The 14,212-nt window shown below is 54.0% G+C and carries 14 protein-coding genes and 1 other annotated feature (1 of these 15 cut by a window edge); of the genes, 9 read left to right on the forward strand and 5 right to left on the reverse strand.

Going from position 1 to position 14,212, the window contains the following annotated elements:
- Positions 1 to 7, forward strand: a sequence feature (His leader region); it begins 117 nt to the left of the window's first position.
- 45 nt (positions 8 to 52) lie between these two features.
- From hisG to hisIE, 8 genes are read left to right on the forward strand one after another with little or no spacing between them, the layout of a single operon-like run.
- Entirely contained in the window at positions 53 to 952 is a 900-nt protein-coding gene (gene hisG / locus RS584_RS13790; RefSeq protein WP_000886595.1) for an ATP phosphoribosyltransferase, read from the forward strand.
- A gap of 5 nt (positions 953 to 957) precedes the next feature.
- Complete coding sequence (gene hisD / locus RS584_RS13795; RefSeq protein ID WP_047728944.1) at positions 958 to 2,262, forward strand: histidinol dehydrogenase; 1,305 nt, start codon at positions 958 to 960, stop codon at positions 2,260 to 2,262.
- Positions 2,259 to 3,320, forward strand: a complete 1,062-nt coding sequence (gene hisC, locus RS584_RS13800; RefSeq protein ID WP_193041882.1) for a histidinol-phosphate transaminase — start codon at positions 2,259 to 2,261, stop codon at positions 3,318 to 3,320. The genes hisD and hisC overlap by 4 nt, the downstream gene beginning before the upstream one ends.
- A complete protein-coding gene (gene hisB / locus RS584_RS13805) occupies positions 3,317 to 4,384 on the forward strand; it encodes a bifunctional histidinol-phosphatase/imidazoleglycerol-phosphate dehydratase HisB (protein WP_015572397.1) in 1,068 nt (355 codons plus the stop codon). The genes hisC and hisB overlap by 4 nt, the downstream gene beginning before the upstream one ends.
- Positions 4,384 to 4,974: an imidazole glycerol phosphate synthase subunit HisH gene (gene hisH / locus RS584_RS13810; protein WP_086524636.1), complete on the forward strand. Its 591-nt coding sequence runs from the start codon at positions 4,384 to 4,386 to the stop codon at positions 4,972 to 4,974. The genes hisB and hisH overlap by 1 nt, the downstream gene beginning before the upstream one ends.
- A complete protein-coding gene (gene hisA, locus RS584_RS13815; RefSeq protein WP_315748051.1) occupies positions 4,974 to 5,711 on the forward strand; it encodes a 1-(5-phosphoribosyl)-5-[(5-phosphoribosylamino)methylideneamino]imidazole-4-carboxamide isomerase in 738 nt (245 codons plus the stop codon). Before hisH ends, hisA begins: the two co-directional genes overlap by 1 nt.
- Entirely contained in the window at positions 5,693 to 6,469 is a 777-nt protein-coding gene (gene hisF, locus RS584_RS13820) for an imidazole glycerol phosphate synthase subunit HisF (RefSeq protein WP_003859481.1), read from the forward strand. The genes hisA and hisF overlap by 19 nt, the downstream gene beginning before the upstream one ends.
- Positions 6,463 to 7,074, forward strand: a complete 612-nt coding sequence (hisIE, locus tag RS584_RS13825) for a bifunctional phosphoribosyl-AMP cyclohydrolase/phosphoribosyl-ATP diphosphatase HisIE (protein ID WP_017693103.1) — start codon at positions 6,463 to 6,465, stop codon at positions 7,072 to 7,074. Before hisF ends, hisIE begins: the two co-directional genes overlap by 7 nt.
- A 39-nt stretch (positions 7,075 to 7,113) precedes the next feature.
- Here hisIE and wzzB read toward each other — a convergent pair whose 3' ends face one another.
- Positions 7,114 to 8,094, reverse strand: a complete 981-nt coding sequence (gene wzzB, locus RS584_RS13830; RefSeq protein WP_045348859.1) for an LPS O-antigen chain length determinant protein WzzB — start codon at positions 8,092 to 8,094, stop codon at positions 7,114 to 7,116.
- Positions 8,095 to 8,285: 191 nt separating this feature from the next.
- Between wzzB and RS584_RS13835 the strand changes: the two genes are divergently transcribed.
- Positions 8,286 to 9,290: an NAD-dependent epimerase gene (locus tag RS584_RS13835; RefSeq protein ID WP_315748052.1), complete on the forward strand. Its 1,005-nt coding sequence runs from the start codon at positions 8,286 to 8,288 to the stop codon at positions 9,288 to 9,290.
- Between the two features lie 49 nt (positions 9,291 to 9,339).
- Here the strand turns inward: RS584_RS13835 and ugd are convergent, their stop codons facing one another.
- The 4 genes from ugd to gndA form a co-directional block, all read right to left on the reverse strand.
- Entirely contained in the window at positions 9,340 to 10,506 is a 1,167-nt protein-coding gene (gene ugd, locus RS584_RS13840) for a UDP-glucose 6-dehydrogenase (RefSeq protein ID WP_003859477.1), read from the reverse strand.
- 239 nt (positions 10,507 to 10,745) lie between these two features.
- On the reverse strand, positions 10,746 to 11,627 hold the full coding sequence (gene rfbA / locus RS584_RS13845; protein WP_017693099.1) for a glucose-1-phosphate thymidylyltransferase RfbA: 882 nt from the start codon (positions 11,625 to 11,627) through the stop codon (positions 10,746 to 10,748).
- A complete protein-coding gene (gene rfbB / locus RS584_RS13850) occupies positions 11,628 to 12,713 on the reverse strand; it encodes a dTDP-glucose 4,6-dehydratase (protein ID WP_315748053.1) in 1,086 nt (361 codons plus the stop codon).
- 89 nt (positions 12,714 to 12,802) lie between these two features.
- A complete protein-coding gene (gndA, locus tag RS584_RS13855; protein ID WP_315748054.1) occupies positions 12,803 to 14,209 on the reverse strand; it encodes an NADP-dependent phosphogluconate dehydrogenase in 1,407 nt (468 codons plus the stop codon).
- Positions 14,210 to 14,212 lie beyond the last annotated feature (3 nt).

Here is a 14,212-nt window from a genome sequence, read left to right on the forward strand (position 1 = left end):
TTTTTTTGGACCGCATTCAGACAGGTTAAAACAGGCTAACGAGGAACACAGAATGTTAGATAACTCACGTTTACGCATAGCTATTCAAAAATCAGGCCGTTTAAGCGACGATTCACGCGAACTGCTGGCCCGCTGCGGGATTAAAATCAACCTGCACACCCAGCGCCTGATCGCCCTGGCTGAAAATATGCCGATCGACATTCTGCGCGTACGTGATGACGATATCCCGGGCCTGGTGATGGATGGCGTCGTTGATCTCGGCATCATCGGCGAAAACGTACTGGAAGAAGAGTTATTAACCCGCCGCGCGCAGGGCGAAGATCCGCGCTACTTTACCCTGCGTCGTCTGGACTTTGGCGGCTGCCGCCTGTCGCTGGCTACGCCGGTCGATGAAGCCTGGGACGGCCCGGCCGCGCTGAACGGCAAACGTATCGCCACCTCTTACCCTCACCTGCTGAAGCGTTACCTCGATCAAAAAGGCGTGCAGTTTAAATCCTGTCTGCTGAACGGCTCCGTTGAAGTGGCGCCGCGTGCGGGCCTGGCCGATGCCATCTGTGACCTCGTCTCCACCGGCGCCACGCTCGAAGCGAACGGCCTGCGCGAAGTGGAGGTGATCTACCGCTCCAAAGCCTGCCTGATTCAGCGCGACGGCGAGATGGCCGACGCCAAACAGCAGCTCATCGACAAGCTGCTGACCCGCATTCAGGGCGTGATTCAGGCGCGTGAATCCAAATACATCATGATGCATGCGCCGACCGAGCGCCTGGACGAAGTGATTGCCCTGCTGCCGGGCGCTGAGCGTCCAACCATTCTGCCGCTGGCGGGCGACCAGCAGCGCGTGGCGATGCACATGGTGAGCAGCGAAACCCTGTTCTGGGAAACCATGGAAAAACTGAAGGCGCTGGGCGCAAGTTCCATTCTGGTGCTGCCAATTGAGAAGATGATGGAGTAACGACCATGAGCTTTAACACAATCATCGACTGGAATACCTGTAGCGACGCGCAACAGCGCGAGTTGCTGATGCGCCCGGCAATTTCCGCCTCGGAGAGCATCACCCGCACCGTGGCGGAGATCCTCGATAACGTCAAAGCCCGCGGGGACGACGCGCTGCGCGAGTACAGCGCGAAGTTTGATAAAACTGAGGTCGACGCGTTACAGGTTACCGAGCAGGAAATCATTGATGCCAGCAATCGTCTGGGTGATGACATCAAACAGGCGATGGCCGTCGCGGTGAAAAATATTGATACCTTCCACACCGCGCAGAAATTGCAGGCGGTGGATGTGGAAACCCTGCCCGGCGTACGCTGCCAGCAGGTGACACGCCCGGTGGCGTCCGTTGGCCTCTATATTCCCGGCGGCTCTGCCCCGCTGTTTTCGACCGTCCTGATGCTGGCCACCCCGGCACGTATTGCCGGTTGTCAGAAGGTGGTGCTCTGCTCTCCGCCACCGATCGCCGATGAGATCCTGTACGCGGCGAAGCTGTGCGGCGTGCAGGCGATCTATAAAGTGGGCGGTGCGCAGGCGATTTCCGCCCTGGCGTTCGGGACGGTATCCATTCCTAAGGTCGACAAAATCTTTGGCCCGGGCAATGCGTACGTGACCGAGGCGAAACGCCAGGTCAGCCAGCGTCTGGACGGCGCGGCGATTGATATGCCTGCTGGTCCGTCTGAAGTGCTGGTGATTGCCGACAGCGGCGCTACACCGGATTTCGTGGCCTCTGACCTGCTCTCGCAGGCCGAGCACGGCCCTGACTCGCAGGTGATTTTACTGACGCCAGATGCCGACATGGCCAAACGCGTGGGCGACGCCGTTGAGCGTCAGCTGGCTGACCTGCCGCGTGCGGAAACGGCACGTCAGGCGTTATCCGCCAGCCGCCTGATTGTGGCCCGCGATCTTGACCAGTGCATCGCCATCTCCAACCAGTACGGTCCTGAGCACCTGATTATTCAGACCCGTAACGCGCGTGAACTGGTCGACAGCATAACCAGCGCAGGCTCGGTGTTCCTCGGCGACTGGTCACCGGAATCCGCCGGGGATTACGCCTCCGGCACCAACCACGTACTGCCCACGTATGGCTATACCTCAACCTGCTCCAGCCTGGGGCTGGCGGATTTCCAGAAGCGCATGACCGTGCAGGAACTCTCCCGCGAGGGATTTGCCTCGCTGGCGTCGACCATTGAAACCCTGGCCGCCGCCGAGCGCCTGACTGCCCACAAAAATGCCGTGACGCTGCGCGTTGCCGCCCTGAAGGAGCAAGCATGAACATCGAAGAATTAGCCCGCGAAAATGTCCGTCTCCTGACGCCCTATCAGTCTGCGCGTCGTCTGGGCGGCAACGGCGACGTCTGGCTGAATGCCAACGAATATCCCACGGCGGTGGCCTTTGAGTTCTCGCAGCAGACGCTGAACCGCTACCCGGAGTGTCAGCCGAAAGCGGTGATCGAGAACTATGCGCAGTATGCAGGCGTGAAGCCTGAGCAGGTGCTGGTCAGCCGTGGGGCTGATGAAGGGATTGAGCTGCTGATCCGCGCCTTCTGTGAGCCGGGTAAAGACGCGGTGATGTACTGCCAGCCTACCTACGGGATGTACAGCGTCAGCGCCGAAACCTTTGGCGTAGCCTGCCGCAACGTGCAGGCGCTCGACAACTGGCAGCTGGATTTGCAGGGCATCGCCGATAACCTTGACGGCGTGAAGGTGGTGTTTGTCTGTAGCCCGAACAACCCCACCGGGCAGATTATTCATCCGCAGGATATCCGCACCCTGCTGGAGATGACGCGCGGCAAGGCGCTGGTCGTCGCTGATGAAGCCTACATTGAGTTCTGCCCGCAGGCGACGCTGACAGGCTGGCTTGAGGAGTATCCGCATCTCGTTGTGCTGCGTACCCTTTCCAAAGCCTTCGCCCTCGCCGGCCTTCGCTGTGGATTTACGCTGGCAAATAAAGCGGTTATCGACCTGCTGCTGAAAGTGATCGCCCCGTATCCGCTCTCAACGCCGGTTGCCGATATTGCGGCACAGGCGCTGGCCCCGCAGGGCATCAGCGCGATGCGCGAGCGTGTGGCGCAGATCCTGGAAGAGCGTCAGTATCTTGTTGATGCCCTTAAAACGATTCCGTGCGTGGAGCAGGTGTTCGACTCGGAAACCAACTACATCCTGGTGCGCTTCACCGCCTCAAGCGCGATATTTAAATCGTTGTGGGATCAGGGCATTATCTTACGAGACCAGAATAAACAACCTACCCTGAGCGGCTGCCTGCGTATTACCGTCGGCACCCGTGCAGAGAGCCAGCGCGTGATTGACGCCCTGAAAGCGGAGAAAGTATGAGTCAGAAGTATCTCTTTATCGATCGTGACGGCACCATCATCTCGGAGCCACCCAGCGATTTTCAGGTCGATCGTTTCGACAAACTGGCGTTTGAACCCGACGTGATCCCGGTGCTGCTGAAGCTTCAGAAAGCAGGCTATAAGCTGGTGATGATCACCAACCAGGACGGTCTGGGCACCGACAGCTTCCCGCAGGTAGACTTTGACGGCCCGCACAACCTGATGATGCAGGTGCTGACCTCGCAGGGCATCGCCTTCGACGAAGTGCTGATCTGCCCGCATATGCCTGCCGACGAGTGCGACTGCCGCAAGCCAAAAGTGAAGCTGGTTGAGCGTTATCTGGCGGAAGAGGCGCTGGATAAAGGCAACAGCTATGTGATCGGCGATCGCGTCACGGATATCACGCTGGCGGACAACATGGGCATTGCGGGCCTGCGCTATAACCGCGACACGCTAAACTGGGCGATGATTGGCGAGCAGCTCACCCGACGCGACCGCTATTCCCACGTTGAACGCAACACCAAAGAGACGCAGATCGACGTGAAGGTCTGGCTCGACCGCGAAGGCGGCAGCAAGATCCACACCGGCGTCGGTTTCTTTGACCACATGCTGGATCAAATCGCCACTCATGGCGGCTTCCGTATGGAGATCACCGTTAAGGGCGACCTGTATATCGACGATCACCACACCGTGGAAGATACCGGCCTGGCGCTGGGCGAAGCCCTGAAGCTGGCGCTCGGCGACAAGCGCGGCATCAACCGCTTCGGCTTTGTTCTGCCGATGGACGAGTGCCTGGCGCGCTGCGCGATGGATATCTCCGGGCGTCCGCACCTGGAATACAAAGCCGACTTTACCTATCAGCGCGTGGGCGATCTCAGCACCGAGATGGTGGAACACTTCTTCCGCTCGCTTTCTTACACTATGGGCCTGACGCTGCACCTGAAAACCAAAGGCAAAAACGATCACCACCGCGTCGAGAGCCTGTTCAAAGCCTTTGGCCGTACCCTGCGCCAGGCGATCCGCGTGGAAGGTGACGCCCTGCCCTCGTCGAAAGGAGTGCTGTAATGAACGTGGTGATTCTGGACACCGGATGCGCCAACCTGAACTCCGTACAGTCGGCGATTATGCGCCACGGCTACGAGCCAGAGGTGAGCCGCGACCCGGACGTGGTGCTGCGCGCGGATAAACTCTTTCTGCCGGGCGTTGGCACCGCCCAGGCGGCGATGGATCAAATCCATGAGCGCGAGCTGGTGGATCTCATCAAAGCCTGTACTCAACCGGTGCTGGGCATTTGCCTCGGCATGCAGCTGCTTGGCCGCCGCAGCGAAGAGAGCAACGGCGTTGATCTGCTGGGCATTATTGAAGAAGACGTGCCGAAAATGACCGACCACGGCCTGCCGCTGCCGCACATGGGCTGGAACCGCGTTTATCCGAAGGCGGGCAACAGGCTGTTCCAGGGTATTGAAGACGGCGCGTACTTCTATTTTGTTCACAGCTACGCCATGCCCGTGAATGCCTACACCATCGCCCAGTGCAATTACGGCGAGGCGTTCACCGCCGCCGTGCAGAAAGATAACTTTTACGGCGTGCAGTTTCACCCGGAACGCTCCGGCGCCGCCGGTGCGCAACTGCTGAAAAATTTCCTGGAGATGTGATGATAATTCCCGCTTTAGATTTAATTGACGGCACGGTTGTTCGTCTCCACCAGGGCGATTACGGGCAGCAGCGCGACTACGGCAACGATCCGCTGCCGCGGTTACAGGCTTACGCAGCGGAGGGCGCTGAGGTGTTGCACCTGGTCGATCTGACCGGCGCGAAAGATCCGGCCAAACGCCAGATCCCGCTGCTTAAAACACTGGTGGCTGGCGTGGACGTCCCGGTGCAGGTGGGCGGCGGCGTGCGTACGGAAGCCGATGTTGCCGCCTTACTGGACGCGGGCGTGGCGCGCGTGGTAGTGGGTTCGACCGCTGTGAAAGATCCTGAGAGTGTCAAGGGCTGGTTCCGCCGCTTCGGTGCGGATGCGCTGGTGCTGGCGCTGGATGTGCGCATTGACGCGCAGGGTAACAAGCAGGTCGCGGTCAGCGGCTGGCAGGAAAACTCCGGCGTAACGCTGGAAGAGCTGGTCGGGATGTATCTCCCCGTAGGGCTGAAGCACGTCCTGTGCACGGATATTTCACGCGATGGTACGCTCGCAGGCTCTAACGTCTCGCTGTATGAAGAGGTTTGCGCGCGTTATCCGCAGGTGGCGTTTCAGTCCTCTGGCGGTATCGGCGACCTGGCGGATATCGCCGCTCTGCGCGGAACCGCTGTACGTGGCGTGATCGTGGGTCGCGCGCTGCTTGAAGGCAAATTTACGGTGAAGGAGGCGATTCAATGCTGGCAAAACGGATAATTCCCTGCCTGGACGTGCGTGATGGTCAGGTTGTAAAAGGCGTGCAGTTCCGCAACCACGAGATCATTGGCGACATCGTTCCCCTGGCAAAACGTTATGCCGAAGAAGGCGCAGACGAACTGGTATTTTACGATATCACCGCCTCCAGCGATGGCCGCGTGGTGGACAAAAGCTGGGTGGCGCGCGTGGCAGAGGTGATTGATATTCCCTTCTGCGTGGCGGGCGGGATTAAATCTGCTGACGATGCGGCGAAAATTCTCTCTTTCGGTGCGGACAAAATTTCGATTAACTCCCCTGCGCTTGCAGATCCGGAGCTGATTACGCGTCTGGCGGACCGCTTTGGCGTGCAGTGCATTGTCGTGGGGATCGACACCTGGTTTGATACCGCGACGGGCAAATATCACGTTAACCAGTACACCGGCGATGAAAGCCGCACGCGCGTCACCCAATGGGAGACGCTGGACTGGGTGCAGGAAGTACAAAAACGCGGTGCGGGTGAAATCGTGCTGAACATGATGAACCAGGACGGCGTACGCAACGGTTACGACCTCGAGCAGCTGAAAAAAGTGCGCGCGGTCTGCCAGGTTCCGCTGATTGCCTCCGGCGGCGCGGGCACCATGGAACACTTCCTGGAAGCCTTCCGCGATGCGAACGTAGACGGCGCGCTGGCGGCCTCCGTGTTCCACAAACAGATTATCAATATTGGTGAGTTAAAAACGTACCTGGCCGACCAGGGCGTGGAGATCAGGGTATGTTAACAGAGCAACAACAGGCGCAGCTGGACTGGGAAAAAACTGACGGATTACTGCCGGTGGTTGTACAGCATGCCGTTTCAGGCGAAGTGCTGATGCTGGGATACATGAACCAGGAGGCACTGGCAAAAACGATCGACAGCGGCAAGGTGACGTTTTTCTCGCGCACCAAACAGCGCCTGTGGACGAAAGGGGAAACCTCGGGTCACTTCCTGAATGTGGTCAGCATTACGCCAGACTGCGACAACGACACCCTGCTGGTGCTGGTCAACCCGATTGGGCCTACCTGTCACAAAGGCACCAGCAGCTGCTTTGGCGAGGCGAGCCACCAGTGGCTGTTCCTCTATCAGCTGGAACAGCTGCTGGCAGAGCGTAAATCAGCAGATCCCGAGAGCTCGTACACGGCGAAGCTGTACGCCAGCGGCACCAAGCGTATTGCGCAGAAAGTGGGTGAAGAAGGTGTTGAAACGGCGCTGGCGGCCACCGTGCATGACCGGGAGGAGCTGACGAACGAAGCGTCGGATTTGATGTATCACCTGCTGGTGCTGCTTCAGGATCAGGAGCTGGATTTAACGACGGTGATTGAGAATTTGCGGAAACGACATAAATAAAAAAAGACCGGGGAGACCCGGTCTTTTTTTGTGTGTAAATCAGGCTCTTGGCTTGTAGTTTCTCAGCGCGTTACGGCCGAGGACGACACCAGAACCGATAATTCCGCCGAGCAGTACTGCAAGGATGAGGGTAATAGCAATTTTCGGGCTGTCGCGTCGGATAGGCAGGTTCGGCTTCATGACGTAACGATAGACGTGAATAGTGTCTGGGTTAACGTTGAGGTTCTGAATATCCAGTAAATTTTGTTTGGTTTGGTAGTAAGCGCCTGAGAAGACCAGCGGGCGAGACGCTTCGTTATCAACCATTGACTTGAGCGCTACGGTACCCAACAGGAACATGGTTTCCTGAGTAACATCCTGAGTCTGTTGAAGCTGCGGAGTGGTGATCTTAGCGGCTTCTGCGTTCTTCAGCGCCTCAGTAATCTGCTTGATGCGTAGATCTTTCTGCTCCTGAGCAACTTTCTCCTGATTCTGGAGGGAGTCGTTCAGGGTTGTGATCTGCTGCTTGAGGTTATCTCTGAGATCAAGCGTCAGTTCTTTTGCCGTCTGCTCGTCAACCTGCTGAATGTACTGAGCTAATTGCTTTTGAGCTGCTTCAGCGGATTCGCCCTGATAGCTTACGGTTAAAGGCAAACTTTGTCCTTTAACGGTAGGCTCAATAGTCAGTTTTTCCGGATCTTCCTGATTCTCCAGCGCCTGAGCTAATGCCGAGAAGGAGGAATTGAAACGTCCAATAGCACGATTCTGAATGTCTAACATGGAGGGAGCTGCCCCGCCATAGAGGATATTCAATGCATTGGAATAGGTGGCGATTTGTGCCGCATCAGGCTGGGCTATGATGGCTGATGACGTCCATTTCTCTTTGGCTACAGTGATGTAAACGCCAGCAAGAACGATAAAAGCAGCAATAAAAGCCCCTATTACCCACTTACCACGCCACAGCTGTAGCATTACATCAAGTAAATCAATTTGCTCCGGGTCATTGTTACGTGCGACCAGGTTATTGTTGTTTTGCGTCATACAATCCCTAACAGATGAAAAAGGGCAAAAATAATCTTGTTCCCTTAGTGTATCTGTTGCTGAAGAATTTTCTATAAGAATCCGATGAGTTATATCGGAAAGATGGGTTATGTAAGTTCAAGGCGACGCGCTATCATAGTCGGATTCTGATGTCTGGGGCATCAACAAGAACACTGTGAATGAGGGAAGCTATGAAATTTCTGGTAACGGGCGCGGCGGGCTTTATCGGTTCTCATGTCAGCAAGCGCCTGCTTGATGCAGGGCATGAAGTTGTTGGGATGGATAATCTGAATGATTACTATGACCCTAACCTCAAGCTCGCTCGTCTCGAACTGCTCAAATCCGAGAGTTTCACCTTCCACAAGCTGGACTTAGCGGACCGCGAGGGCATGGCTGCGCTCTTCGCCAATGAGAAATTTGACCGCGTAATCCATCTTGCCGCACAGGCGGGCGTGCGTTACTCGCTGGAAAACCCGCATGCCTACGCTGATGCTAACCTGGTAGGTCACCTGAACGTGCTGGAAGGCTGTCGCCACAACAAGGTTCAGCATCTTCTGTATGCTTCATCCAGCTCTGTTTACGGCCTCAACCGTAAGATGCCGTTTTCTACCGACGACTCCGTAGACCATCCGGTATCCCTGTATGCGGCAACCAAAAAAGCCAATGAGCTGATGTCGCATACCTATTCGCATCTGTATAACCTTCCGACCACTGGCCTGCGCTTCTTTACCGTCTATGGCCCGTGGGGCCGACCGGACATGGCGCTGTTCAAATTCACCAAAGCCATGATTGAAGGCAACAGCATCGACGTATACAACTACGGCAAGATGAAGCGCGACTTCACCTATATCGATGATATTGCGGAGGCGATTATTCGCCTACAGGACGTCATTCCTCAGGCCGATGCCGACTGGACAGTCGAAACCGGTTCGCCAGCAACCAGCTCTGCCCCGTATCGCGTGTATAACATCGGCAACAGTTCACCTGTCGAACTGATGGATTACATCACCGCGCTTGAAGAGGCGCTGGGCAAGGAAGCGGTGAAAAATATGATGCCGATCCAGCCGGGGGACGTGCTGGAGACCAGTGCGGACACCAAAGCGCTGTATGACGTTATTGGGTTTAAACCACAAACCTCAGTCAAAGAAGGCGTGAAAAACTTCGTCGACTGGTACCGCAACTTCTATAACGTTTAAAAACAAAAAACCCGGCAGATTGCCGGGTTTTTTTATATCACGATTTTAATCAGTCGCTGCCGAACAAATCGCGGGTATAGACTTTATCTTTCACGTCCGCCAGCTCTTCCGCCATACGGTTGGAGATAATTACATCCGCTTCTTTCTTAAACGCATCCAGATCGCGAATGACGCGGGAGTGGAAGAACTCGTCTTCCTGCATGGCCGGTTCATAAATAATGACCTGCACGCCCTTCGCCTTAATACGCTTCATGATCCCCTGAATGGAAGAAGCGCGGAAGTTATCGGAACCGCTCTTCATGATCAGGCGATACACGCCCACCACTTTCGGCTGACGCGCCAGAATGGAATCCGAGATGAAGTCCTTACGCGTGCGGTTGGCATCCACAATGGCGGAAATCAGGTTGTTCGGCACCGCCTGATAGTTTGCCAGCAGCTGCTTGGTATCTTTTGGCAGGCAGTAGCCACCGTAACCGAAGGACGGATTGTTGTAATGGTTACCGATACGCGGGTCAAGACACACGCCCTCGATGATCTGACGGGTGTTCAGACCTAAGCTCTCGGCATAGCTGTCAAGTTCGTTGAAGTAAGCCACACGCATCGCCAGATAGGTATTGGCGAAAAGCTTAATCGCCTCTGCCTCGGTGGAATCGGTGAACAGCACCGGAATATCTTTTTTGATTGCGCCTTCCTGAAGCAAAGCAGCAAAACGCTCTGCACGCTCGGAACGCTCGCCAATCACGATACGGGATGGGTGCAGGTTATCGTATAACGCCCTGCCCTCGCGGAGAAATTCCGGCGAGAAGAAGACATTATCAATACCCAACTCTTCTTTAATCGATTTGGTGAAACCCACTGGAATTGTCGACTTGATGATCATCACTGCGTTCGGGTTGATTGCCGTAACGTCTTTAATCACCGCTTCAACGGTAGAGGTATTGAAGTAGTTGGTTTTGGGATCGTAGTCGGTTGGCGTGGCGATGATGACGAAATCCGCATCGCGGTAAGCATCTTCTTTGTCCGTGGTAGCGCGGAAGTTCAGCGGTTTGGTCGCGAGGTATTCTTCAATCTCTTTATCGACGATCGGGGACTTCTTCTGGTTAAGCATGTCCACTTTTGCCTGCACGATATCCAGCGCAACCACTTCATGGTTTTGTGCAATCAGAATACCGTTTGAGAGACCAACATAGCCTGTTCCGGAGATGGTTATTTTCATTTGTTTGACTTCTACACGTTTGAGTTTTTGATGACCATAACACAGTCACCACAATGATTAACTAAGCGTTTTTTATCGCTAACCTTCATTCGCTGTCAAGGTTTCAGGTTTTTTGAAAAATGTTTTTGCTCAACAAAAAGACCTGTCGTTACACTAAGCAAAGCACCTGTTTTACAGCGACAATAAGACGTTAAAGGGCAGTCGAGAGTAAGTAGAGGAAAACTGCTTACTTCGTCAAATCAGACTAATCCCTTGGTCAGATTCAGCAGATACTGACCATACCCGGTCTTTTTCAATGGTTCAGCGAGTACCCGAAGTTGTTCGGCATCAATAAAACCTCGTCGGAACGCAATCTCTTCAGGACATGATACTTTTAGCCCCTGTCGCTCTTCAATTGTGGCGATAAAATTGCTTGCTTCGATCATACTCTGATGCGTTCCGGTATCCAGCCAGGCGTAACCGCGCCTCATCATCGCGACAGACAATCGTCCCTGCTGCATATAGATGCGGTTGATGTCGGTAATTTCGAGTTCACCTCGCTCGGACGGCGTTAAACTTTTGGCCATCTCAATCACATCGTTGTCGTAAAAATAAAGACCGGTTATTGCGTAATTACTCTTGGGTTGCTGAGGCTTCTCCTCAAGGCCAATTGCAGTACCGTCTTTATCAAACTCAACGACGCCATAGCGTTCCGGGTCGCTGACATGATAGGCGAATACGGTCGCACCCTCTTGCTGGCTTGCTGCGCCTTCAAGCAGTCTGGGGAGATCGTGTCCGTAGAAAATATTATCGCCTAATACCAGCGCACAATTATCCTCACCGATAAACTCTTCACCCAAAATAAACGCCTGGGCAAGGCCATCCGGGCTCGGCTGCACTTTGTACTGGATATGCAATCCCCACTGGCTACCGTTTCCGAGCAGTTGTTCAAAACGGGGAGTGTCCTGAGGCGTGCTGATAATCAGAATATCCCGTATACCTGCCAGCATAAGCGTAGAGAGCGGATAATAGATCATTGGCTTATCGTAAATTGGCAACAATTGCTTACTTACGGCCATAGTCACGGGATAAAGACGTGTACCCGATCCGCCAGCTAATATAATCCCTTTACGTTTCGTCATTTACTTACGCTCCCCATAATTTTGCTCAATCCAGCTCTTATAGGCGCCGCTTTTTACATTCGATACCCACTCCTGGTTATTCAAATACCATTCAACCGTTTTACGGATGCCGCTTTCAAAGGTTTCCAGGGGAGTCCATCCGAGCTCGTCGCTAATTTTATGAGCATCAATTGCATAACGTCTGTCGTGTCCAGGACGATCCGTGACATAAGTAATTTGTGCGCGATAGGATGTTTCTTTCGGTACCATTTCATCGAGCAGATCACAAATGGTCTGAACGACTTCAATATTTTTCTTCTCGTTATGGCCGCCAATATTATAGGTTTCTCCCGGCTTACCCGTGGTCAGAACCGTATACAGTGCACGAGCATGATCTTCAACGTATAACCAGTCACGGATCTGATCGCCCTTTCCATAAATCGGCAATGGTTTATCATCCAGCGCATTGAGGATAACAAGAGGAATCAGCTTTTCAGGAAAGTGGTATGGGCCATAATTATTCGAACAATTTGTCACAATCCCGGGTAAACCATAGGTGCGTATCCAGGCTCGAACTAAATGGTCGCTGGATGCTTTTGACGCTGAGTAAGGGCTGCTTGGCTGGTACGCTGTTTTCTCAGTAAACAGCGGTAACGGGGTGGAGTCATAATGTTCATCGGGATGAGGCAGATCGCCGTAAACCTCATCAGTTGAAATGTGATGGAAACGGAAAGTAGATTTTGCTGCCTCATCCAGTGAAGACCAGTAAGCACGGCTTGTTTCTAACAGGATATAGGTGCCAACAATATTGGTTTCAATAAACGCAGCGGGACCGGTAATAGAACGGTCGACATGGCTCTCGGCAGCCAGGTGCATTATCGCATCAGGCTGATGGATAGCAAAAATACGCGCCATTGCCTCTTTATCACATATATCGGCATGCTCAAAAACATAGCGTTCGCTATCGCTTACTTCACGCAAGGATTCCAGATTACCGGCATAGGTCAATTTATCAACGTTAACAACGCTATCCCGAGTATTGCTAATAATATGTCGGATAACCGCGGAACCGATAAAACCGGCACCGCCAGTAACTAGAATTTTCACGCAATCTATTCCATTAAACAGTAGGTGGATAGGGCAAGATAAAAAAGCCCGGTATCTCTACCGGGCTCGATGGCATGGCTAACCGTATATTAATCCAGCCATTCGGTGTGGAACACACCTTCTTTATCCGTACGCTTATAGGTATGCGCACCGAAGTAGTCACGCTGTGCCTGAATCAGGTTCGCTGGCAGAACGGCAGCACGATAGCTGTCGTAATATGCCACCGCAGCGGAGAAGGTCGGAACCGGGATACCATTCTGCACCGCGTACGCAACAACATCACGCAGCGCCTGCTGATATCCGTCAGCAATTTGTTTGAAGTAAGGTGCCAGCAGAAGGTTTGCGATACCCGCGTTTTCAGCATAGGCATCGGTGATTTTTTGCAGGAACTGAGCGCGAATGATACAGCCGGCACGGAAGATCTTCGCAATCTCACCGTAGTTCAGATCCCAGTTGTTCTCGTCAGATGCCGCGCGCAGCTGAGAGAAGCCCTGCGCGTAAGAGACGATTTTACCCAGATACAGCGCGCGACGGACTTTTTCTACGAACTCCGCTTTATCACCAGCGGGTTTAGCCTGAGGACCAGACAGCACCTTAGATGCCGCAACACGCTGCTCTTTCAGAGAAGAGATATAACGTGCAAATACGGATTCGGTGATCAGGGACAACGGCTCACCCAGATCCAGAGAGCTCTGGCTGGTCCATTTACCGGTACCTTTGTTCGCGGCTTCATCCAGAATCACATCAACCAGGTATTTACCCTCTTCATCTTTCTTGGTGAAGATATCTTTGGTGATGTCGATCAGGTAGCTGTTCAGCTCGCCTTTGTTCCACTCGGTGAAGGTCTCTGCGAGCTCCTCGTTGGAGAGGTTCAGGCCGCCTTTCAGCAGAGAGTAGGCTTCAGCAATCAGCTGCATGTCGCCATATTCAATGCCGTTGTGAACCATTTTCACGTAATGACCAGCGCCATCAGGACCGATATAAGTCACACACGGCTCACCATCTTCCGCAACCGCAGCGATTTTGGTCAGAATAGGCGCAACCAGTTCGTACGCCTCTTTCTGACCGCCAGGCATGATTGATGGACCTTTCAGGGCGCCCTCTTCACCGCCGGATACGCCGGTACCAATGAAGTTGAAGCCTTCAGCAGACAGTTCACGGTTACGACGAATGGTGTCCTGGAAGAAGGTGTTGCCGCCATCAATAATGATGTCGCCTTTATCCAGATACGGTTTCAGTGAATCGATAGCTGCATCGGTACCTGCGCCCGCTTTCACCATTAACAGGATACGACGAGGTGTTTCCAGAGACTCAACGAACTCTTTAACCGTATAGAAAGGAACCAGTTTTTTGCCTGGATTCTCAGCGATGACTTCTTCGGTCTTATCACGGGAGCGGTTGAAAACGGAGACGGTATAACCACGGCTTTCGATGTTGAGCGCCAGGTTGCGCCCCATCACTGCCATACCGACAACGCCGATCTGTTGCTTGGACATTAC

Source organism: Enterobacter sp. DTU_2021_1002640_1_SI_PRY_ASU_LCPMC_013, from assembly GCF_032389435.1.
GTDB lineage: Bacteria > Pseudomonadota > Gammaproteobacteria > Enterobacterales > Enterobacteriaceae > Enterobacter > Enterobacter hormaechei_C.